The organism is Duganella sp. 1224, from assembly GCF_013408245.1.
In the GTDB taxonomy this organism is placed as follows: domain Bacteria; phylum Pseudomonadota; class Gammaproteobacteria; order Burkholderiales; family Burkholderiaceae_D; genus Rugamonas.
Map to the genome: position 1 here is coordinate 455,717 of NZ_JACBYS010000001.1, position 20,608 is coordinate 476,324.

21 protein-coding genes are annotated in these 20,608 nt (G+C 67.3%); 8 read left to right on the top strand and 13 right to left on the bottom strand.

The annotated features are described in order from the left end of the window. Positions 1–107 precede the first annotated feature (107 nt). Entirely contained in the window at positions 108–1,979 is a 1,872-nt protein-coding gene (locus tag FHW58_RS02060) for a flagellar assembly protein A (protein ID WP_373996616.1), read from the top strand. Here FHW58_RS02060 and FHW58_RS02065 read toward each other — a convergent pair. Beyond that, positions 1,948–3,051 (bottom strand): M23 family metallopeptidase, encoded by a 1,104-nt coding sequence (locus FHW58_RS02065; protein ID WP_179671424.1) that lies wholly within the window; start codon positions 3,049–3,051, stop codon positions 1,948–1,950. The two genes, FHW58_RS02060 and FHW58_RS02065, sit on opposite strands and share 32 nt — an antisense overlap. Positions 3,052–3,136: 85 nt before the next feature. Then, on the bottom strand, positions 3,137–4,027 hold the full coding sequence (locus FHW58_RS02070; protein ID WP_179671425.1) for a LysR substrate-binding domain-containing protein: 891 nt from the start codon (positions 4,025–4,027) through the stop codon (positions 3,137–3,139). Positions 4,028–4,104: 77 nt separating this feature from the next. On the opposite strand from FHW58_RS02070, the gene FHW58_RS02075 reads away from it, so the two are divergent. Then, positions 4,105–4,824 (top strand): sulfite exporter TauE/SafE family protein, encoded by a 720-nt coding sequence (locus FHW58_RS02075; RefSeq protein WP_229265022.1) that lies wholly within the window; start codon positions 4,105–4,107, stop codon positions 4,822–4,824. Here FHW58_RS02075 and arfB read toward each other — a convergent pair. Beyond that, positions 4,821–5,216 carry an alternative ribosome rescue aminoacyl-tRNA hydrolase ArfB gene (gene arfB / locus FHW58_RS02080; RefSeq protein ID WP_179671427.1) on the bottom strand — a complete coding sequence of 132 codons (396 nt, stop codon included), beginning with the start codon at positions 5,214–5,216 and terminating at the stop codon, positions 4,821–4,823. The two genes, FHW58_RS02075 and arfB, sit on opposite strands and share 4 nt — an antisense overlap. 114 nt (positions 5,217–5,330) lie before the next feature. Between arfB and FHW58_RS02085 the strand changes: the two genes are divergently transcribed. Continuing rightward, complete coding sequence (locus FHW58_RS02085; protein WP_179671428.1) at positions 5,331–5,810, top strand: chemotaxis protein CheW; 480 nt, start codon at positions 5,331–5,333, stop codon at positions 5,808–5,810. Between the two features lie 7 nt (positions 5,811–5,817). Here the strand turns inward: FHW58_RS02085 and FHW58_RS02090 are convergent, their stop codons facing one another. Genes FHW58_RS02090 through FHW58_RS02105 form a run of 4 tightly spaced genes read right to left on the bottom strand, consistent with a single transcriptional unit; the run spans position 5,818 to position 10,207 of the window. Next, entirely contained in the window at positions 5,818–7,821 is a 2,004-nt protein-coding gene (locus FHW58_RS02090; RefSeq protein WP_179671429.1) for an ATP-binding cassette domain-containing protein, read from the bottom strand. 2 nt (positions 7,822–7,823) lie between these two features. Then, the gene (prmB, locus tag FHW58_RS02095; protein WP_179671430.1) at positions 7,824–8,711 is read right to left on the bottom strand and encodes a 50S ribosomal protein L3 N(5)-glutamine methyltransferase; all 888 of its coding nucleotides are present in this window, start codon (positions 8,709–8,711) and stop codon (positions 7,824–7,826) included. Positions 8,712–8,718: 7 nt separating this feature from the next. After that, positions 8,719–9,852 carry a succinyl-diaminopimelate desuccinylase gene (gene dapE, locus FHW58_RS02100; RefSeq protein WP_179671431.1) on the bottom strand — a complete coding sequence of 378 codons (1,134 nt, stop codon included), beginning with the start codon at positions 9,850–9,852 and terminating at the stop codon, positions 8,719–8,721. 1 nt (position 9,853) lies between these two features. Next, positions 9,854–10,207, bottom strand: coding sequence for an ArsC family reductase (locus tag FHW58_RS02105; RefSeq protein WP_179671432.1), 354 nt, complete (start codon positions 10,205–10,207; stop codon positions 9,854–9,856). Between the two features lie 200 nt (positions 10,208–10,407). On the opposite strand from FHW58_RS02105, the gene FHW58_RS02110 reads away from it, so the two are divergent. Continuing rightward, positions 10,408–11,046: a hypothetical protein gene (locus FHW58_RS02110; protein WP_179671433.1), complete on the top strand. Its 639-nt coding sequence runs from the start codon at positions 10,408–10,410 to the stop codon at positions 11,044–11,046. An 8-nt stretch (positions 11,047–11,054) separates the two neighbouring features. On the opposite strand, the gene FHW58_RS02115 is transcribed toward FHW58_RS02110, so the two are convergent. The 3 genes from FHW58_RS02115 to dapC all read right to left on the bottom strand — a co-directional run bounded on the left by FHW58_RS02115 (position 11,055) and on the right by dapC (position 14,372). Then, positions 11,055–12,200 carry a PilT/PilU family type 4a pilus ATPase gene (locus FHW58_RS02115; RefSeq protein WP_179671434.1) on the bottom strand — a complete coding sequence of 382 codons (1,146 nt, stop codon included), beginning with the start codon at positions 12,198–12,200 and terminating at the stop codon, positions 11,055–11,057. 119 nt (positions 12,201–12,319) lie between these two features. Then, positions 12,320–13,147, bottom strand: a complete 828-nt coding sequence (gene dapD, locus FHW58_RS02120) for a 2,3,4,5-tetrahydropyridine-2,6-dicarboxylate N-succinyltransferase (protein ID WP_179671435.1) — start codon at positions 13,145–13,147, stop codon at positions 12,320–12,322. A 10-nt stretch (positions 13,148–13,157) separates the two neighbouring features. Continuing rightward, positions 13,158–14,372 (bottom strand): succinyldiaminopimelate transaminase, encoded by a 1,215-nt coding sequence (dapC, locus tag FHW58_RS02125; RefSeq protein WP_179671436.1) that lies wholly within the window; start codon positions 14,370–14,372, stop codon positions 13,158–13,160. 87 nt (positions 14,373–14,459) lie between these two features. Between dapC and FHW58_RS02130 the strand changes: the two genes are divergently transcribed. After that, positions 14,460–16,241: a DUF4153 domain-containing protein gene (locus FHW58_RS02130; protein WP_179671437.1), complete on the top strand. Its 1,782-nt coding sequence runs from the start codon at positions 14,460–14,462 to the stop codon at positions 16,239–16,241. Here the strand turns inward: FHW58_RS02130 and FHW58_RS02135 are convergent. Continuing rightward, entirely contained in the window at positions 16,234–16,794 is a 561-nt protein-coding gene (locus tag FHW58_RS02135; protein WP_179671438.1) for an isochorismatase family protein, read from the bottom strand. The two genes, FHW58_RS02130 and FHW58_RS02135, sit on opposite strands and share 8 nt — an antisense overlap. Positions 16,795–16,851: 57 nt before the next feature. On the opposite strand from FHW58_RS02135, the gene FHW58_RS02140 reads away from it, so the two are divergent. After that, positions 16,852–17,457, top strand: coding sequence for a TetR/AcrR family transcriptional regulator (locus FHW58_RS02140; protein ID WP_229265023.1), 606 nt, complete (start codon positions 16,852–16,854; stop codon positions 17,455–17,457). A 1-nt stretch (position 17,458) separates the two neighbouring features. On the opposite strand, the gene FHW58_RS02145 is transcribed toward FHW58_RS02140, so the two are convergent. After that, on the bottom strand, positions 17,459–18,472 hold the full coding sequence (locus tag FHW58_RS02145) for a dipeptidase (RefSeq protein WP_229265024.1): 1,014 nt from the start codon (positions 18,470–18,472) through the stop codon (positions 17,459–17,461). A 54-nt stretch (positions 18,473–18,526) separates the two neighbouring features. Here FHW58_RS02145 and FHW58_RS02150 point away from each other — a divergent pair, with 54 nt between their 5' ends. Both FHW58_RS02150 and FHW58_RS02155 read left to right on the top strand, forming a co-directional pair. Further along, positions 18,527–18,916 (top strand): hypothetical protein, encoded by a 390-nt coding sequence (locus FHW58_RS02150; RefSeq protein WP_179671439.1) that lies wholly within the window; start codon positions 18,527–18,529, stop codon positions 18,914–18,916. 55 nt (positions 18,917–18,971) lie between these two features. After that, positions 18,972–20,222, top strand: coding sequence for a DEAD/DEAH box helicase (locus tag FHW58_RS02155; protein WP_179671440.1), 1,251 nt, complete (start codon positions 18,972–18,974; stop codon positions 20,220–20,222). Positions 20,223–20,260: 38 nt separating this feature from the next. Here the strand turns inward: FHW58_RS02155 and FHW58_RS02160 are convergent, their stop codons facing one another. Then, positions 20,261–20,605, bottom strand: coding sequence for a translation initiation factor Sui1 (locus tag FHW58_RS02160; RefSeq protein ID WP_179671441.1), 345 nt, complete (start codon positions 20,603–20,605; stop codon positions 20,261–20,263). Positions 20,606–20,608 lie beyond the last annotated feature (3 nt).

Below are 20,608 nucleotides of genomic sequence, written 5' to 3' on the forward strand. Positions count from 1 at the left end.
GCTGGCGCAAGCCGGGCCGGACGTGCTACTCTTGGGCTCACATCAAAAAGGGCAGGGCGCGCGCTCGGTCGCGCCGGCCCGACGGACTTCTTCCTGGGGATTGCACTGTGTCTGACGACGCCACGGCGCTGGAACAAACTGCGGATGACGGTCTGCCGGCGGCGCTGCTGCGCCGCGCCGACGGCGTCTTCTTCCAGGCCGACGCCAGCGCCGCCGCCTGCGCGGCCGCGGTCAGCCAGGTGTTCCTAGGCAGCGCCTGTTTCATCGGCCTCGATTACGCGGTGTTCAGCAAGATGCTGTACAACGTCGGCCCGGACCTGCCGCCGGCCCTGCGCGCGCAGCCGCTGCTGCGCTTTGCCGACAGCATCGCGCCGTTCCCGGCGCCGCGCCGCGCGCTGTACAAGACCGTCAAGGTGATCAACGGCGAGGCCGAATACTATTTCGAGCCGGTGTTCTTCGACGTGCCGGACCTGCCGCCGCAGCCGGCGCGCCTGAATTTCGACGAGTTCGTGGCCGACATGTGGGTCAAGGGCATCCGCTTCGGCATCGACGCGCCGGCGGTGCGCGACGTCATCGCCACCGGCCGCCTGGCGCGCCTCATCGTGGCGCGGCGCCTGAACGCGGTGCCGGGCAAGGACGCCGCCATCGTCGAGGTGTCGCCGGATATCCACCGCAGCAACGCGCCCAAGGACATGGGCGAGGGCCGCCTCGATCTGCAGACGTTCCAGAACCGCTTCCCGCAGGTCAAGCCGCACGTCAAGCTGCTGCGCAAGGTGCCGCGCACCGCCGGCACCCGCGGCTTCGAGTTGTCCGGCCTGGTGCTGGAGCCGCCGGTGCCCAAGGATTTCGAGCTGACCAGCGTGGCCGGCGAGGGCACGGTGATCGAGCATCTGCGCGGCGGCGAGTTCCTGGTGTCGGCGGTGGAGGGCTTTCTGAGCGTCGATCCGGCGACCAGGCGGCTGTCGATCGGGCCCAAGATCATCAGCCGCGAGGGCGTCAGCGCGCGCACCACCGGCAACCTGCAGCTGACCGGCGAGTACGAGGAGTTCGGCGACGTGCAGGAGCAGCGCCTGGTCGAGGGCGGCAACATCACGATCCACGGCGACGTGTTCGGTAACATCGTCTCGCGCGGCGGCGATGTGGTGCTGAGCAAAAACCTGATGGGCGGCACGGTCAACAACGCCGACGGCGCGATCCGCGTGCGCGGCGTGGCCTCGGGCGCGGTGCTGCAGACCAAGCGCGGCGAGGTGGCGCTGACGCGCGCCGAGAGCTGCATCATTTCCGGTTCGCGCGTGGTGATCGGGGAGGCCAGCAATTGCGAGATCATGGCCGACGAGGTGGTGATCAAGGTGGCCGAGGGCTGCGCCATTGCCGCCCGCAAGATCGAGATCGTCCACGCCGGCCCGCGCAAGCAGACCGAGATGCTGCTGTATGCGCTGGTGCCGGATACCGCCAAGTTCGACAAGAAGATCGCCGAGCTGCTGCCGCGCGTGCAGCAGGCGGCGCGCGAGGCCGAGGCGCGCCAGGCGGAGATGGACGCCATCACCGGCCAGACCGAGGTGCGCAACTACCTGACGCTGGCCACGCGCGTGCGCAAGCGCGAGGTGACGCTGACGCCGGAGCAGCTGCCGCTGTTCCAGAAGATGGCGGAGGCGGTGGGGCCGTCCTTGCGCCAGGTGGCGAAAATCTCGCTGGCGATAAAGGCGGCGCAGGTACAGCAGGAGCAGGCGCAGGGTGAGGTGGCGCAGGTGCAGCGGCAGAAGGCGGCGCTGATCCGCGGCTCGCGCTGCACGGTGGAACTGCTGACCGGAGATGTGCTGCTGCGGACCATGAGCTTCGTGCCGGGCGAGCCGCCGCCCTACGACCGTCCGCCCAAGGAGCTGAAAGCCAGGGTGCGCACCGCCGCGCCGGGCATGACGGTGCTGCACGCCGGCCCGGTGGGGCCGATCAATTGGGCGCCGTCCGAGGACGGAAGTTAACGACCGCGCCATCGGGCGGATATTCGCCAGCGCGGCGCTGGCCATTCAGCTGGAATGCGTCGATCACGTAGGGCAGACCTTCGCCGGCAAGGAAGTCAGCGCTGTCCGCAACCTGGAAATGCAGGTGCGGCACGCGCGCATCGCCAGAGATGCCGACTTGCGCCAGCTGCTGGCCGCGCCGCACCTCGTCCCCCGCTTTGACCTTGACGCTACCCGGCCGCAGATGCGCGTATTGCGCGTACTGGCCGTCACCGAGGTCGATGATGATGAAATTGCCGGCCAGGTTATCCATGGTCATCGGCACGGCGGGCGTGAAGCCGGCGGCGGTGCGCGGGACGTTGTCCGGCATGTCGTTGCGGGCGGCGACCACCGTGCCATCGGCCACGGCCAGCACTTCGGCGCCGTAGGCCAGATGGGCGCTGGCGTCGCGCGGATCGCCTTTGTAGGGCTGGCCGTCCTGATACTTTTTCCAGTCGATGGCGTAGCGGCGGCTGTTCTGCGCCCGGCCGCCAACCACGAATACGCCGGTGCGATGGTGCGAGTCGAGGCCGGGGCCATTGTCTGCGCTCCAGCCGGCGCCGCTGAGCGGCGCGCCCAGCGTTTTAAGTTTGCTGGCATGGGTCCCGATCAGCGGACCGTCGGCAAAGCCGTCGCCCAGCAGCACGCGGTGGCGCAGCGCCGCCGGCACGGCCACGCCGCGTTCGAACGCCAGGCAGATAAACACCACGGCCGTTCCACCGTTGCGGTATTGCCGCATGCGATTCTTCAACTGCACTGCGCCGATGCTGGTCAGCAGTTTGCCCTGATCGCTGATGATGTCGACCGCGCTCACTGGCGCCGTTTGGTCGCCATAATCGTGCAGATGCAGTTCGTACAGCAGCACATTGCGGCCCTCGATGGGAAAGGCAGTCGGCGGCTGCGGCGTGCGGATCTCCAGCTGGATCGGCGGGAAGACCGGCTGGCGCTGCTGGGTGGCCGGCGCGGCGGCGGGCACGTCGTCGCAGCCCTTCGGCATGGCGGCATGGGCCGAGGTGGTGATGCAGCAAAGTAGAGCAAAGGTTTTAAGCGACATGGCCACACCGGTAATGTAAAGCTGGCATCTTAGAATCCGGCCGAGCATGAAAACTGCCAATCTGCGATGAATTTATGCCAGCGGTTTATGCCAGCATCAATGCGGCCAGCAGATCGCGCGCGTAGCCGGGCAGGGCGGCTTGGTCGCGTACGCAGATCAGCAGTTTGCGGTCGGCCCACGGGTCGCTGAGCTTTACCACGCGCAGATCGTCCGGGCTGCGGCGGGCCGCGGTGGCCGGCAGCAGGGCCAGGCCGGCGCCGCTGGCGGCCATGCGGCAGATGGCTTCAAAGCTGCGCAGGCGGATCTTGCAGTGCAGCCGGCGGCCAAGGCGCGCGGCCTGTTCGGCGGCGTTGCGCTGCATCGCGCTGTCGTCGGCCAGGCCGATGAAGTCGTGGTCCAGCGCGTCGATGAATGGCATGTGGCGCTTGTGGCCCAGTGCCTTGGCCAGCGGATGGCCGCGCGCCATGGCCAGCACCAGCGGATCGTCGCGGAAGGGGAAGACTTGCAGGTGGGCGCGGTCGACCGCATCCGAAATGATGCCGATGTCCGCCACGCCGTCGGCGATGGCCTGCACGATGTCGCGGCTCATGCGCTCCTCCAGGTTGATGCTCAGTTGCGGATGCGTTTTGAGGAAGGCCGCCAGCGCGTCCGGCAGGAATTCGGTCATGGCCGAGGTGTTGCACAGCAGCCGCACCTGGCCTTTGAGGCCGGTGCCGAATTGCGCCAGGTCCGCGTGCATGTCCGCCATCTGGCGGATGATGGCGCGGGCGTGCTGCAACAGCGTGCGGCCGGCCTCGGTGGGCGCGACGCCACGCCGGCCACGCTGCAGCAGCGGCACGTCCAGCGTCTCCTCCATGCCGCGGATGCGCGCACTGGCCGAGGGCAGCGCCAGATGCGCCCGTTGCGCGCCGGCGGTGATGCTGCCGCTCTCGGCGATGTGGATGAATAGCTGAAGATCAGTCAGGTCGAAGCGCATAGCCTATGGATAATCCGAAGTCTGACTCAGTATATGCCAGATTTTCAAGCGCATGGCCGGCGCGCACAATGGCGGGCATGGAGAGCGTGTTCATTACCTTGGTGTTTGTGCTGGCAGGACTGGTGAAGGGCGTCACCGGCATGGGCCTGCCGACGGTGGCGATCGCGCTGCTGTCGTTGCGCATGGCGCCGCTGGAGGCGGCCGCGCTGCTGATCGTGCCTTCGTCTGTGACGAATGTATGGCAGTTGGCTGCCGGCCCTGCGCTCTATCCGCTGTGGCAGCGTTTCAGGTGGACCATGCTGGCGATCTGCGCCGGCGTGGCCGGCGCTGCCTGGCTGGGGGCGGCGGCGTGGAGCGGCATGGTGCTGGGGCTGGCGCTGGCTGGCTACGGCTTGCTGGGCCTCACCGGCTGGCGGCTGCAGGTGGCGCGGCGCCATCAGCGCTGGGCCGGTCCGTTGTGCGGCGCCGCAACCGGCTTGATGGCCGGCGTCACCGGCGTCTTCGTCATGCCGGTGGCGCCGTACCTGCAGGCGCTCGACCTGGACAAGGACGACCTGGTGCAGGCGCTGGGCATGGCCTTCACGGTGGGCACGCTGGCGCTGGCGGGCATGCTGTCGCTGCGCGGCGCATGGCACGTGGCGGCGGCCGGCGCTTCGCTGCTGGCGCTGATCCCGTCCCTCGCCGGCATGTGGCTGGGACAATGGCTGCGCGGCCGCATGCCGCCGGCGCTGTTCCGCCGCTGCTTCTTCCTGGCCTTGCTGGCGCTGGGCGTGCACCAGCTGGCGCGCGTGCTTTAAAAACTGACCTTGCCGCGCAGCTGTTTGCGCTCGCCGTCGCGCGCCTTGCCTTCCAGGCGGCGGCGTTGCGCGCCCAGTGTCGGCTTGGTGGCGCGGCGCGCGGCCGGCAGCACGGCCACGCTGTCGACCATCTCCTGCAGGCGGCGCAAGGCGTCCTGCTTGTTGGCGCCCAGGCTGCGCGACTGCTGCGCCTTGAGGACGATGACGCCGTCGCGCGTCAGGCGGCTGTCGCGCAGCGCCAGCAGGCGTTGCTTGATGTGCTCCGGCAGCGACGAGGCGGCGACGTCGAAGCGCGCGTGCACGGCGTTCGACACCTTGTTCACATTCTGTCCGCCCGGCCCCTGGGCGCGCACGGCGGCGAACAGCACTTCATCGGGATTGATCGGGTTCATGCGGCGATTGTAGCAAACCGGCGCGCGCGCCGGCGAAGGTTGACGCCTGTCAACGCCGGCGGCGGCGGGCGCGGTTAGGATGGCACTTGCTGTCCCCGAACGAAAGGATCAACAATGGCTTCCCCGACCACGCAGGCCGCCGCCGCCGAGGCGCAGCAGTATCTGGTATTCCGGCTCGGCGGGCTCGATTACGCGCTGGAGTTCAGCAAGGTGCGGGAGCTGCGCCCCTTGCAGGCGCTGGAGCGCTTTTCGTCCGACGACGGCGCCATCATCAGCGGCGTGGTGGTGTCGCGCGGCGTCATCATGCCCATCGTCGACATGCGCATCGCCTTCGGCCCGCGCCCGCCGCAGCACGATCCGCTGACCGACGTCATCATCCTCAAGCTGTCGAGCTGCGTGATGGGCATGGTGGTCGACGGCGTGACCGACATCGTCGCGCTCACGCCGCAGCAGATCGCGCCGATCGCCGGCGCGGCGGCGGTCGATTATCTGCTCGGCCTGGGGGAGGTGGACGGACGCCGCCTGATCGTGGTGGACATCGACAAGCTGATGTCCATCCGCAAAGTGCAGTTCGGCGCCCGCCAGGCGGCCTGACGCCGGCTCAGGCCAGCGCTTCGAGCTGCTCGTTGAGCGCCAGCCACTGTTCTTCCAGCTCGCCCAGGTCCTTGCTGAAGAAGGCCTGGTCGGCCAGCAGCTGTTTCAGCTTGGCCTTGTTGGCGGCGTCGTAGATTGACTCCTCGCCCAGCTGCGCGTCCACCTCGGCCTTTTGCGCCGTGCGCTTGGCGATCTGCTCGTCCAGGCGCCTGATCTTTTGCTCGAGCGGTTTGCGCAGCGCGGACAGGCGCTGGCGCTCCTCGGCCTCCTTGCGCTTCTGCTCCTTGCTGTTGACGGCCGGCGCTTCCGCCGCCCTGGGCGGCGCCACCGGCGACTGCACCGGGAAGGCGGTCTGGTGCTCCTTGCCGGCGGCCGGCAGCACGTCGGTGCCTTTGCCCAGCTTGGTCTGGAACAGCCAGTCCTTGTAGTCATCCAGGTCGCCGTCGAACGGCTGCAGCTTGCCGTCAGCGACGATGATGAACTGGTCGGTGGTGGCGCGCAGCAGGTGGCGGTCGTGCGAGACCACCACCAGCGTGCCCTCGAACTGCGCCAGCGCCTCGGTCAGCGCCTCGCGCGTTTCCAGGTCCAGGTGGTTGGTCGGTTCGTCCAGCAGCAGCAGGTTGGGGCGCTGCCACACGATCAGCGCCAGCGCCAGGCGCGCTTTCTCGCCGCCGGAGAACGGCGCGATCTTTTCGGTCACCATGGTGCCGGGGAAGTTGAAGCCGCCGAGGAAGTTGCGCAGCTCCTGCTCGCGCGTGGTCGGCGCGATCTTCATCAGGTGCCACAGCGGCGATTCGTCGTGGCGCAGCATCTCGACCTGGTGCTGGGCGAAATAGCCGATGTTCAGGCCCTTGCCGGTGGTCGATTCGCCGGTCAGCGGCGCCAGCTCGCCGGCGATGGTCTTGATCAGCGTCGACTTGCCGGCGCCGTTCACGCCCAGCAGGCCGATACGCTGGCCGATCTGCAGCGAGAAGTTGATGCCGCGGACGATGGTTTTCTCGGCGATTTCGCCGGTCTTCTCGTTCTCGCTGCGGTAGCCGGCGTTGACGTCTTCCATCACCAGCAGCGGGTTGGGGGCGTTGAGCGGCTCGCGGAATTCGAACGAGAATTCGGCGGCGGCGCGCAGCGGCGCCAGTTCTTCCATCTTGGCCAGCGCCTTCATGCGGCTCTGCGCCTGGCGGGCCTTGGAGGCCTTGGCCTTGAAGCGCTCGATGAACGATTCCAGGTGCGCGCGCTTGCGCTGCTGCTTTTCCAGCGCGCCGGCGGCCAGCGCCATCTGCGCCGCGCGCTGGCGCTCGAAGGCCGAGTAGTTGCCCGAGTAGCGCTTCAGCTTGCGCTCATCGATGTGGACGATGACGTTGACGATTTCGTCCAGGAAGTCGCGGTCGTGGGAAATGATCAGCAGCGTGCCGGTGTAGCGTTTGAGCCAGTCCTCCAGCCAGATGATGGCGTCCAGGTCCAGGTGGTTGGTCGGTTCGTCCAGCAGCAGCAGGTCGGAAGGGCACATCAGCGCCTGCGCCAGGTTCAGGCGCATGCGCCAGCCGCCGGAGAAGCTGGCCACCGGCTGCTGCATCTGGTCCAGCGTGAAGCCGAGGCCCAGCAGCAGCTGCTCGCCGCGCGATTGCACGGTGTAGGCGTCGGCGTCGGCCAGCGCGCTGTAGATCTCGCCGATGGCGATGCCGTTGTCGGTGGATTCCGGCTCGGCCTCCAGCCGCGCCAGTTCGGCCTGCAGCTTGCGCAGGTGGACGTCGCCGTCGATGGCGTAGTCCAGCGCCGCGCGTTCCAGCGGCGGCGTTTCCTGCGCCACGTAAGCCACGCGCCACTTGGCCGGGAAGTCGATATTGCCCTGGTCGGGATGCAGCTCGCCGCGCATCATGGCAAACAGGCTGGATTTGCCGGCGCCGTTGGCGCCGATCAGGCCGATCTTGTCGCCCGGGTTGAGGGTGACGTCGACTTGCTCCAGCAGCGGCTTCACGCCGCGCATCAGGCTAACTTGAGTGAAACGGATCATATTTAAATTTTGAGCTGGTCGGCGGTCAGCAGGAAGACCATGTCGTCGCCATTGCTGGTGGTGAGCCAGGTCAGGCCCAATGCGCCGAAGGCGGCTTCCGCGTAGGCTTTTTCATTGCCGATTTCGACGATCAGCAGGCCGTCGTCGGTCAGGCGCTCGGCCGCGCCGGCGACGATGCGGCGCACGATGTCCATGCCATCCTTGCCGCCGTCCAGCGCCAGTTCCGGCTCGGCGCGGTACTCCATCGGCAGCTTGCTCATCGAACTGGAATTGACGTACGGCGGATTGGTGATGATCAGGTCATACTTCCTGGCCGGCACGTTGGCGTACAGGTCGGACTGGATCAGCGTCAGGCGCTCCTCCAGCTCGTAGGTGGCGACGTTGCGCTTGGCCACCTCCAGCGCGTCGGCCGAGATGTCCACCGCGTCCACGTGCGCGTCCGGGAAGGCGTCCGCCATCATGATGGCCAGGCAGCCGGAGCCGGTGCACAGCTCGAGGATGTTGGCCACGTTTTCCGGCTGGTTGACCCAGGGCGCGAAGTACTCGGGGATCAGCTCGGCGATGAAGGAGCGCGGCACGATGGTGCGCTCGTCCACGTAGAACTTGTAGCTGCCCAGCCACGCCTCGTTGGTGATGTAGGCCGCCGGCACGCGCTGGTTGACGCGCCGGTCCAGCACCGCCAGCACCGCCGCCACTTCTTCCGGCAGCAGCTTGGCGTCCAGGAACGGGTCGAGGCGGTCCAGCGGCAGCTTGAGGGTGTGCAGGATCAGGTAGGCCGCTTCGTCGAACGCCTCGGCGCTGCCGTGGCCGAAGAACAGCTGGGCGGTGTTGAAGCGGGTGACGGCGTAGCGCAACAGGTCGCGCGGCGTGGTGAAGAGAGTCGTGGTCATGGCGGTTTTACGTAAGCAGGTTTTCCAGCGTGCGGCGATAGATGTTCTTCAGCGGGTCGACGAAACGCAGTTCGATATGCTCGTCGATCTTGTGAATGCTGGCGTTCGGGGGGCCGAATTCTATCACCTGCGGGCAGATCTGCGCGATAAAGCGGCCGTCCGAGGTGCCGCCGGTGGTCGACAGCTCGGTCGTGACGCCGGTTTCCGCCTTGATCGCCGACGACAGCGCGTCGCTCAGCGTGCCGCGCGGCGTCAGGAACGGCAGGCCGCTGAGCGCCCACTGGAGGTCGTAGTGCAGATGGTGCTGGTCCAGGATGGCGTGCACGCGGCGCTTGAGGTCCTCGTGCGTGCTGGCGGTCGAGAAGCGGAAGTTGAAGTCGATGACCATCTCGCCCGGAATGACGTTGTTGGCGCCGGTGCCGGCGTGGATGTTGGACATCTGCCAGGAGGTCGGCAGGTAGTACTCGTTGCCGTGGTCCCAGACCTCGGCCGCCAGCTCGGCCAGCGCCGGCGCGCCCAGGTGGATCGGGTTCCTGGCCAGCTGCGGGTAGGCGATGTGACCTTGCACGCCCTTGATCGTCAGCTTGCCGGACAGCGAGCCGCGGCGGCCGTTCTTGATCATGTCGCCCAGCGTCTCGTCCGAAGTCGGCTCGCCGACGATGCAGTAGTCCAGCGTTTCGCCGCGCTCCTTGAGCAGATTGCAGACGATGACGGTGCCGTCGGTGGCCGGCCCTTCCTCGTCGCTGGTGATCAGGAAGGCGATCGAGCCTTTGTGGTCCGCATGTTTGGCGATGAACTCCTCGCAGGCCACCACGAAGGCGGCGATCGAGGTCTTCATGTCGGCCGCGCCGCGCCCATACAGCTTGCCGTCGCGGTGCGTCGGCGTGAAGGGCTGCGAGCGCCATTGTTCGACCGGGCCGGTGGGCACCACGTCGGTGTGGCCGGCGAACACCATCACCGGCGAGGTGGTGCCGCGCCGCGCCCACAGATTGGTCACGCCGTTGGAGACGATGGTTTCGCACTGGAAGCCGAGCGGCGTCAGCAGGTCGATCAGGTGCTGCTGGCAGCCCTTGTCGTCCGGCGTGACGGAGGACAGGGAGATCAGCTTTTCGGTCAGCGCCAGGGTCTTGGATGGAGTCATATTACTTGTTGAAGATCTGTTGGTATTGCGCGTCGGAGAAGCCGACGGCGTAGGCGCCGTCCTTGTCCAGCACCGGGCGCTTGATCACGGACGGGTTTTCCAGCATCAGCGCGATGGCGGCGTCGTCGTCGACGATGGCGGCCTTGCGCTCGTCGGGCAGCGCGCGCCAGGTGGTGCCCTTGCGGTTCACCAGCACGTCGCGCGACAGGTGTTGCAGCCAGCCGGCGACGATTTCGCGGCTCAGGCCCTGCTTTTTAAAATCGTGGAACGCGAATTCCTGCTGCTGCGCCGCCAGCCAGGTGCGTGCTTTTTTGACGGTATCGCAATTCGGGATGCCGTAGAGGGTAATGGTCATGATCGGTCGGGAAAGTTGGACCCGCTAGGATACCATGCCCGCCCCCCGGCCCGGTAGTTGGGTGGGGAGCAGGTCCAGCCCCCGTGTGGCAAAACGACTGCTTTTCGTTCTGCTTTCTTCTGCTTTGTTCTGAAACGCTCTGTTTTGAACTTTACAGAACATTTCAGGGTCTAACAGAAAAAAACAGAAGGAGAAGCAGAATGAAATCCACAGTGTCTGTGCAGGTCGATGCGGATACCATGCTCCGCCTCATTTCCCTCCTCAAAGTGCGCGGTGGCGCGCAAGACCTCGCCGAGGCGCTCAGCAGCGCAGTCGAGCTCTGGTTGCGCGAGCAATCGCAGCTGCCGTTCGACTGCAATCCCGCCAGCGTGCGCGGCTACCAATGGAAGTCGCTGTTCCTGCCGGAGGGCACCGAGCTGCGCTCGTGGAGCTACGGCGCATGCAATCACGCGCGCGTGGTTGGCGACGAAATCATCCACAAGGGCAAACCGGTCACGCCCAACCAATTCGCCCAATCTTTTGCCCGCAGCATGCGCAACGCCTGGAAGGACCTGTCGATCCGCCGTCCGCAGGACAAACAATTCAAGATGGCGCACCGCCTGCGGCTGGAGCAGGCCCAGGCCGCGCCAGCCGGTCCGCCGCGGCCCGCGCCGGGCGCCGCGCTGGCGGACGCCACGGCCTGCGCGTTACTGACCGCGGCGCCATCGCAACTGCCAGTCAGCCAGCCGCCCGTGCCGGCGCAACCGGGGCCGGCCCGTCCGCTGCCGGCCGGCGTAGGCTGGGATTGGCCGGAGCGCCGCAAATTCCGCTTCCGCCTGGAAGACGTCGCGTTTGATTAGGCAAAAAGCTAGGTATTGAGCGTGAACTCGGTGAACGACGCTTCGCTCGGCGCGGCCTTGGCCTCCGGCTCCGCCGCCTGACCAGACTTGCTGTCCGGCCCATTATTCAGGAGCCACAGCAGATTGGTGGCCGAATCGGCGTGGGCCAGCGCCTCGTCCTGGCTGATCTGGCCATCCTGCACCAGCTTGAGCAAGGCCTGCTCGAACGACTGCGAGCCGGGCGACATGCTCTTCTCCATGGCCTCCTTGATCTGGCCGATTTCGCCCTTCTCGATCAGGTCCGAGATATAGCGCGTATTGACCATCACCTCCACCGCCGCCGAGCGCGTGCCGCCGTTCACCGAGCGCACCAGCCGCTGCGACACGATGGCCTTGATGGTGGTCGACAGATCCTGCAGCAGGGCGGGGCGGTTCTCGATCGGATAGAAGCTGATAATGCGGTTCAAGGCGTTATAGCTGTTATTGGCATGCAGCGTCGCCAGCACCAGGTGGCCCGACTGCGCGTAGGCCAGCGCCGCCGCCATGGTTTCCTTGTCGCGGATCTCGCCGATCAGGATGCAATCGGGCGCCTGGCGCATCGAGTTGCGCAGCGCGGTGGCAAAGTCCTTCGCGTCGCTGCCGATTTCGCGCTGGTTGACGATGGATTTCTTGTTGCGGAACAGGTACTCGATCGGATCTTCCAGCGTCAGGATATGGCCGGAGCGCAGTTCGTTGCGGTGATCGAGCATGGAGGCGATGGTAGTTGACTTGCCGGAGCCGGTGGAACCCACCAGCAGCAGCAGGCCGCGCTTCTCCATGATCAGATCCGCCAGCACTGGCGGCAATTGCAGGTCGGCCAGCGGCGGGATGGTGGCCGGCACAAAGCGGAACACCGCCGAAATGCTGCCGCGCTGGCGGAAGGCCGACAGGCGGAAGCGGCCCAGATTGGGGACCGACACACCCATGTTCAACTCATTAGTGGCGGCCAGCTCCTCCATCTGCTCCGGCGAGGCGATTTCCGCCAGCAGCGCGTGGATGTTTTCCGGCTCCAGCTTCTGCTGGTTGATCGGGATAAGGTTGCCGTTGATCTTGATGTGCACCGGCGAATTCACCGCGAAGAACATGTCCGACGCGTTTTTTTCCTTCATCAGCTGGAACAGGCGGTCCATTGCCATGGTGATCTCCCTGGTTACCCCAAAACCTTGCCGCCCCTGCCTATGCTTTAGCCGTTGGCTGCAGATATGCCGCAGGGTCTGACCCCGCACGGGGTCAGACCCAGGTTGGCCGTGCGGGTTTAAACGCCGCGCAGCAACTCATTAATGCTGGTCTTGGAGCGCGTCTGCGCATCCACGCGCTTGACGATCACCGCGCAATACAGCGAATACTTGCCATCTTCCGAAGGCAGCGAACCCGACACCACCACCGACCCCGCCGGCACGCGGCCATAAGTCACCTCGCCGGTGGCGCGATCATAAATCTTGGTCGACTGGCCGATATACACGCCCATCGAAATCACCGAGTTCTCCTCGACGATCACCCCCTCAACGATCTCCGAGCGCGCGCCGATGAAGCAGTTATCCTCGATGATGGTCGGATTGGCCTGCATCGGCTCCAGCACGCCGCCGATGCCCACGCCGCCCGACAGGTGAACATTCTTGCCGATCTGCGCGCACGAACCCACCGTGGCCCAGGTATCCACCATCGCGCCCTCATCGACGTAGGCGCCGATGTTGACGTAGGACGGCATCAGCACCACGTTCTTGGCGATGAACGAACCGCGACGCGCCACCGCTGGCGGCACCACGCGGAAGCCGCCCTTGGCGAAATCGTCGGCGCTGTAGTTGGCGAACTTGGTCGGCACCTTGTCATAGAACTGCATGGTGCCATCCGACGGCAGCACCACGTTGTTCTCCAGGCGGAACGACAGCAGCACGGCCTTCTTCACCCACTGGTTGACGACCCAGGTGCCGGTGGCCTTGTCGGCCACGCGGATGGTGCCCGCGTCCAGGCCGGCCAGCACGTGGTTGACGGCGTCGCGCAGTTCGGCGGAACCGTTGGCCGGGTTGATGTTCGCGCGGTCTTCCCAGGCGGTTTCGATGATGTTCTGGAGTTGTTGGCTCATGATGGACTCTTTAATTATTAAGGGACTTGCAGAATTGGACTATGCGCCGCGCCGCCTCCAGGCCTTCGGCCGTCTCGGCGACCAGCGCCATGCGGATGCGGTTGCGGCCCGGGTTGACGCCGTGCGCCTCGCGCGCCAGGTAGCTGCCCGGCAGGACGGTGACATTATAGTCGGCGTACAGGCGCTGGGCGAATTCGGTGTCGGACAGGCCGGTGCGGCTGACGTCCGCCCACAGATAGAAGCTGGCGTCCGGCAGGTCGACGTCCAGCACCTCCTTCAGCAGCGGGGTGATGGCGTTGAACTTGGCGCGGTACTGCGCGCGGTTGTCCTCGACGTGGGCCTCGTCGTTCCAGGCCGCGATCGACGCCGCCTGCACGGCCAGGCTCATGGCGCCGCCGTGGTAGGTGCGGTACAGCAGGAACTTCTTCAGCACCTCGGCGTCGCCGGCCACGAAGCCCGAGCGCATGCCCGGCACGTTGGAGCGCTTGGACAGGCTGCTGAACACCACCAGCCGCGCATACGGCTGGTCGATGGTGGCCAGGCCCAGTTGGTGGGCTGCCTCCATCGCGCCCAATGGCGGCTGCGCGCCATGGTAAATCTCCGAGTAGCACTCGTCGGCGGCGATGATGAAGTTGTAGCGCTCCGACAGCGCGAACAGGTGTTCCCAGTCGGTCAGCGACAGCACCGCGCCGGTCGGATTGCCGGGCGAGCAGACGAACAGCAGCGCCACGCGCTGCCACACCGAGTCCGGGATGCTGTCGTAATCGCAGCCGAAGTTACGCGCCGGGTCGGAGTTGACGAAATACGGCTCGGCGCCGGCCAGATAGGCCGCGCCCTCATAAATCTGGTAGAACGGATTCGGGCTCACCACCACCGAGTTGGCGTCCTTGTCGATCACCGCCTGGGTCAGCGCGAACAGCGCCTCGCGCGAGCCGTTCACCGGCAGCACCTGGGTGGCGGGATTCAGCCTGGGCAGGTTGTAGCGGCGTTCCAGCCAGCCGGCGATGGCCGCGCGCAGCCCGGGCGAGCCGATGGTGGTCGGATACACGGCCAGGCCGGCCAGGTTGTCGGTCAGCGCCTGCTCGATGAACTTGGGCGTCGGATGCTTGGGCTCACCCATGCCAAGGCTGATCGCCTGGTACTGCGGATTGGGCGTCACCGGCTCAAACAGCAGGCGCAGTTTTTCGAACGGGTAGGGATGGAGCTTGTCGAGAAGTGGGTTCATAGTCTTTGATTATAGCGCCTCCGCGCCGGTGCGGACATCCATGCTAAATTAGTAAAATAATGGAATAGACAAGCGCGGAGCCCCATCATGGAACAAAACGACACGGCGCTGGGCGCGGAGGTCAGCCTGCGCGTGATGGCGGCGCGGCTGGCGGCCGGGCTGGCGCAAGGCCTGCTGCTGTACTGGCTGTACCGCGCCGCCAGGGAAGGCCTGTGGCCGGCCGGCGCGCCTTACCTCATGACGCCGCTGGTGATGCTCGGATTGATGCTGCCGGTGGTGCTGATCTCCAGCCTGGGCCACATGGCGCCGCGCAAAACGGCGCGGTGGACGCTGACGGCGGGCCTGGTGCTGGCCGTGCTGGCGCTGCACGACAGCTGGCGCGCCGCCGGCCTGGCCGAGCTGGCGGCCGGCCCGATCGCCCGGCCGGTGCGCAACGCGCCCTCGTGGACGCTGCTGTGGTTCGGCGCCGCCTTCCTGTACATCGCCCACGCGCTGGTGATGGCCGGCGTGCAGGACAGGCGGCGCGTGGCCACGTACGACAGCTACTTCGAGGTGGCATGGAAGCTGGCGGTGCAGCTGCTGTTTTCGCTGTTCTTCGTCGCCGCGCTGTGGGCCGTGCTGTGGATGGGCGCCGGGCTGTTTGAGCTGGTGCGGCTGACCTTCTTCAAAACCCTGCTGCAGCGCGACTGGTTCTACGTGCCGGTGATCTGCTTTGCCTGGTCGTGCGCGATGCACGTCACCGACGTGCGGCCAGCCATCGTGCGCGGCATCCGCACGCTGCTACTGGTGCTGTCGTCGTGGATCCTGCCGGTGGCGGTGCTCATCATCTGCGGCTTCCTGTGCACGCTGCCGTTCACCGGCCTGCAGGCGCTGTGGGGCACGCGCCACGCCACGTCGCTGCTGCTGACCGCCATGGCCATGCTCATCCTGCTGATCAACGCCGCCTTCCAGAACGGCCACGCCACGGTGGCGCTGGTGATCCGCGTCAGCGCGCGCACGGCGGCGCTGCTGCTGTTGCCGCTGGCCGGCGTCGCCATCTACGCCCTCGGCCTGCGCGTGCACGCCTACGGCTGGACGGTGGACCGCATCGTGGCGGCGGCCTGCCTGCTGGTGGCCAGCTGCTATGCGCTGGGCTACCAGTGGGCCGCCCACCAGTACGACACCTGGCTGCTGCCGATCGCCCGCATCAACGTCTGGACCGCGTACGTGGTGCTGGCGCTGATCGTGGCGCTGTTCACGCCGATCGCCGATCCGGCGCGGCTTTCGGTCAACAGCCAGCTGGCGCGGCTGGACCGGGGGCGCGTCACGGCGGACAAGTTCGACTATGCCTACCTGCGCTTCGAGGGGCAGCGCTACGGCGACGCCGCGCTGCGGCGGATGGCGGCGCAGGGCAACGCCAGGGCGGCGGCCGCGCTCAAGCTCAGCAACCGATGGGCACCGCCGGCGGAGGCGGCCACCGCGGAGGTCGTCACGGCCAATCTGACGGTATGGCCGAGCGGCGCCGCGCTGCCGGCCGGCTTCGCGGCGCAAGCCTGGCGCGAGGCGCCGGGGACGCCGATGCCGCCATGCCTGCGGTACGCCAACCAGCCGTGCGACGCCGTGCTGCTGGACGCCGACGGCGACGGCAAGCAGGAAGTGCTGCTGCTCGGGCCTGCCTACATGGGCGGCCTGCTGTATGGCGAGACGGCGCCGGGGCAGTGGGCACTGGTGGCGCAACTGCCCGCCGCCTCCTGCGACGCTGTGCGCGATCGCCTGAAAGCCGGGCGCTTTGCCCAGGCCGCGCCACGCTGGAAAGCGCTGCAGGTGGGCGGCGCGCAGCTGCAGTTCACGCAGCAGTTCAGCGGCGCCGACTGCGGTGCCGTCAACTAGCCGCCGGGTCTTGCAGCAGTTGCGCGGTCGAGCGCACCTGGCCGAGGATAGGGAAGATGTGCTGCACCGCAAACTGGTGCATCTCGGCCTTGATGCTGGACATCGCGTCCTCCGCGAACAGCAGCGCATAGCCCAGATCCTGCGCCGCGCGCGCGGTCGACTCGACGCCGAAATTGGTGGCGATGCCGCCCAATATAATCGTCGTCACACCGCGCCGGCGCAGTTGCTGATCCAGCGACGTGCCGTGGAACGCGCCCCACTGGCGCTTGTCGATGACGATGTCACCCGGCCGCATGCCCGCCGCCGCGTCAATGTCCCACGCCGACGCCGGCAGCGGCGGCGCGGACGGATCGCGCCCCACCGGCATATCGGCCGGCTGCTGCCGCAATTCGTTGACCAGCACCCGCACGTACACCACCGTGCCGCCCTGGCGGCGCACCGCCTCCGCCAGCCGCGCGCTGTTGGCCACCACCTGTTGCGCCGAATGCGGCGCCAGCGTGCGTGCCACATTGCTTTGTTGAAGATCGATCAAGACCAGTGCCGTTGTTTGCATGAGGTTCGCTCCTTAAATGTGAGGGTATCCTCATATATTCTAGCCTATAATCTGAGGATGTCCTCAGAAAATATCCCGCGCCGCAAACCGCGGCAGCAGCGCGGCGAACAGCGCATGGCCGCCATGCTCGATGCCGCCGCCGCCGTATTCGCGCAATCCGGCTTCGACGCCGCCACCATGACCGCCATCGCCGAGCGTTCCGGCTCGTCCATCGGCGCGCTGTATCAATACTTCCCCAACAAGCTGGCGCTGGCGCGCGCCTTGCGCGAGCAATACGGCGAGGAGATGGCGCAGGGCTGGAGCGCGCTGATCGCCGACGCCGCGCAGCTCAGCGTGGCGGCGCTGGCCGACCGCGTGTTCGACCTGATGATCGGCTTTTTCGACGCCCACCCGGCGTACCTGACGCTGCTCAACGCCACGCTGGGCTACCAGCGCAACGCCGACGCGCGCCAGCGCCTGCGCGCCCAGCTGGGCGCGGCGCTACGGGAAAAGAAACCGGAGATGGACGAGGCCGAGGCGCTACGCACCGCCAAGGTGGCGCTGCAGATCGTCAAGGGATTGAATCCGCTGTACGCCGAAGCCAGCGCCGCCGAGCGGCGCGCGCTCGTGGCGGAATTCAAGCTGGCCTTGCAAGCCTACCTGAAACTGCGCCTGCACAAATGAATCACGCGGCCCGGGCCAGCGCCGCCGCGGCGGGCGCGCCCCACACCTGCTGCGCCACCCGCATCATGTTGCGGCCCAGGACCAGCTCCGCCTCGCTCTCGCGCATGCCGGCGCGGCGCAGCGCGGCCGGCAGCTCGCGCCACACCTCCGGCGGCGTGAACGTGGGCGGCGCGTCGGCGCGGTAGCCGGCGTGCGCCGGCCACCAGTACGCGGGATCGAACCCGCCCGGCGGCGTGTCGTCCAGGCCCGGCTGCTGGAAGCAGATATCCAGGCCGATGCCGACGTGCTGCACGCCGACCAGATCGGCGATGTACGCCACATGGCGGGCGACGTCGGCGGCATCCGGCCGCGCGCTGCCGAGGAAGAAGGACAGGCCGGACACGCACACCACGCCGCCGGTCGCCGCGCAGGCGCGGATCTGCTCATCGGTGACGTTGCGCCCGTGCGGCGCCAGCGTGTCCGGATTGGCGTGGCTGAAGATCACCGGCTGCGACGCCACGTGCATGATCTCCAGGCTGCACCGGCGGCCGGTGTGCGAGCAGTCCATCAGGATGCCATGCTCGTTGACCGCCTCCACCATGCGCACGCCCAGCGGCGTCAGGCCGCGCGGCGTGTCGTGGCAGCCGTCGGCCACACTGTTATTGCGGTTATAGGCGAAATGGATCTGGCGCACGCCCAGCTGCGCGTACAGCGCCACCATGTCCGGCTGCTCCAGCAGCGGCAGCGCGCCTTCGAGGTCGAAGCCGATCGCCATGCGGCCATCGGCGGCGGCCTGGATGATGTCGTCCACGCTGGACACCAGCGCATAGCGCGCGGGATCGGCGGCGATGGTGGCGCGGTAGCCGGCGATCACCGACATCACCTGCGACAGCGGATTCATGTCCGCGCCGACGTTGAGCGACACATAATTGACGCCCGCCGCGTGCAGCCGGCGGACGGGCGCGAAATCGGCCAGCGGGTGCTGGGGCAGGCAGGCATGGGCGTCCCAATGGATCATGATGGTTTTCTTTGTCAAAACGGCTATTCTGCATGATAATGCCTGGAAGCGATCGACAGCGGGGAAATTCTGATGCGTTTATCCGGATGGATGTTGTTGGCCGTCCTGTGCAGCGCCGCCGCGGGCGCCCAGGAGCGCGGGCAGGACGCTTATCTCGACGCCCAGCCGGCGCCGCCGGCCGCCAGCGCCCTGCGGGACCGCGTCGAGTCGGCCGTCAAAAAAGCCGTCGCCGAGTCGATCGCGGCCGAACCGGCGCCGTCGCCGTTGGCGCAGCAGCGGCTTGACGCGCAAGCCTTCAGCGCCGCCAGGACGGACGCCATCATGACCGCCGCCTTCAACGACGCCAAGGTGCCGGACTGCCTGCATGCCGACGGCCTGAAACGCCAGCCGACCTTTTTCCTCGGCGGCTATCTGGCGCTGCCCTTCATCGCCGTCGCCGCGCTGCGCGGGGTGTGCCACTAGCATGCCTTATACTGTCGGCTGATTAGATTAGATTATTAGATTACATTAGGCCGATATGTCTTTCTCCACCCTGGGCCTTGCTCCCTCCCTGCTCAACGCCATCGCCGAAATCGGCTACGACGAGCCGACCGCCATCCAGCGCGCCGCCATTCCCGCCATGTTGCGCGGCGAGGACGTGCTGGGCGCCGCCCAAACCGGCTCCGGCAAGACCGCCGCCTTCGCGCTGCCGCTGTTACACACGCTGCTGGAACGGCGCGGCGGCGCGCGCCAGCTGCATGGCCTGGTGCTGGTGCCGACGCGCGAACTGGCGGTGCAGGTGGGCGAGTCGATCCGCAAGCTGGTGTCGCATCTGAACGCGCCGGTCAAAGTGGCGATCGTGTTCGGCGGCGTCTCGATCAACCCGCAGATGATGGCGCTGCGCGGCGGCGCCGACATCGTGGTGGCCACGCCCGGCCGCCTGCTGGACCTGATCGAGCACCGCGCGCTGAGCATCGCCCACACCGCCACGCTGGTGCTGGACGAGGCCGACCGCCTGCTGGACCTGGGCTTCAGCGAAGAGCTGAACCGCATCCTGGCGCTGCTGCCGGCCCGGCGCCAGAACCTGTTCTTCTCCGCCACCTTCCCGCCGGCGGTGCAAAAGCTGGCCGACGGCATGCTGCACCAGCCGGCGCGCATCGAAGTGCTGTCCGAGGCGGCCAGCCAGCCGGCCATCACGCAGCGCGCCATCGCGGTCGATGTGCCGCGCCGGACCATGCTGCTCAAGCACCTGATTCAGGAGCACAAGTGGCGCGGCGTGATGGTGTTCGTCGCCACCAAGTACGCGGCCGACCACGTGGCCGACAAATTGAACCGCAACGGCATCCGCGCCGCCTCGTTCCACGGTGAACTGAGCCAGGGCGCGCGCACCGAAACGCTGACCGACTTCCGCTCCGGCCGGCTGCAGGCGCTGGTGGCCACCGACGTCGCCGCGCGCGGCATCGACATCGCGCGCCTGCCGGCGGTGGTCAACTACGATCTGCCGCGCTCCGCCGTCGACTACACGCACCGCATCGGCCGCACCGGCCGCGCCGGCGCGAGCGGCGTGGCGATCAGCTTCGTCACGGCCGACGCCGAGCAGCACTTCCGCCTGATCGAAAAGCGCCAGAACCAGCGCGTCCCGCGCGAAACCATCCCCGGCTTCGAACGGACCGAAACGGCGCCCCCGGTCAGCGGCGTCACCGACACCGAAAACGGCGGCATCAAGGGCAAGCGCAAGAGCAAGAAGGACAAGCTGCGCGAAGCCGCGGCCCGCGCCGGCGGCGAATAGTCGGACCTCAGGCCGCGCCGGCGCGCGCGCAACACGGACTAGCCGCCGACGCGCTTGGGCTTGTGGCCTAGCCTGGCCAGTTCGGCCATGACACGCTCGCCATGGTCGCCCTGGATTTCCAGCACGCCGTCCTTGACGGTGCCACCGGAGCCGCAGGCGCTGCGCAGCTGCTTGCCCAGCGCCGCCAGCGCGTCGGCATCGAGCGGCAATCCGCGCACCAGCGTCACGGTCTTGCCGCCACGCCCCTTGGACTCGCGCGACACCCGCACATTGCCATCGCCAACCGCCTTGGCCTTGGCGGCCGCCTTGCAGCGGCAGTCGGCCAGCGGCTGGCGGCAGTCCGGGCACATGCGCCCGGTTTCAGTGGAATAGACCAGGGCCATGGC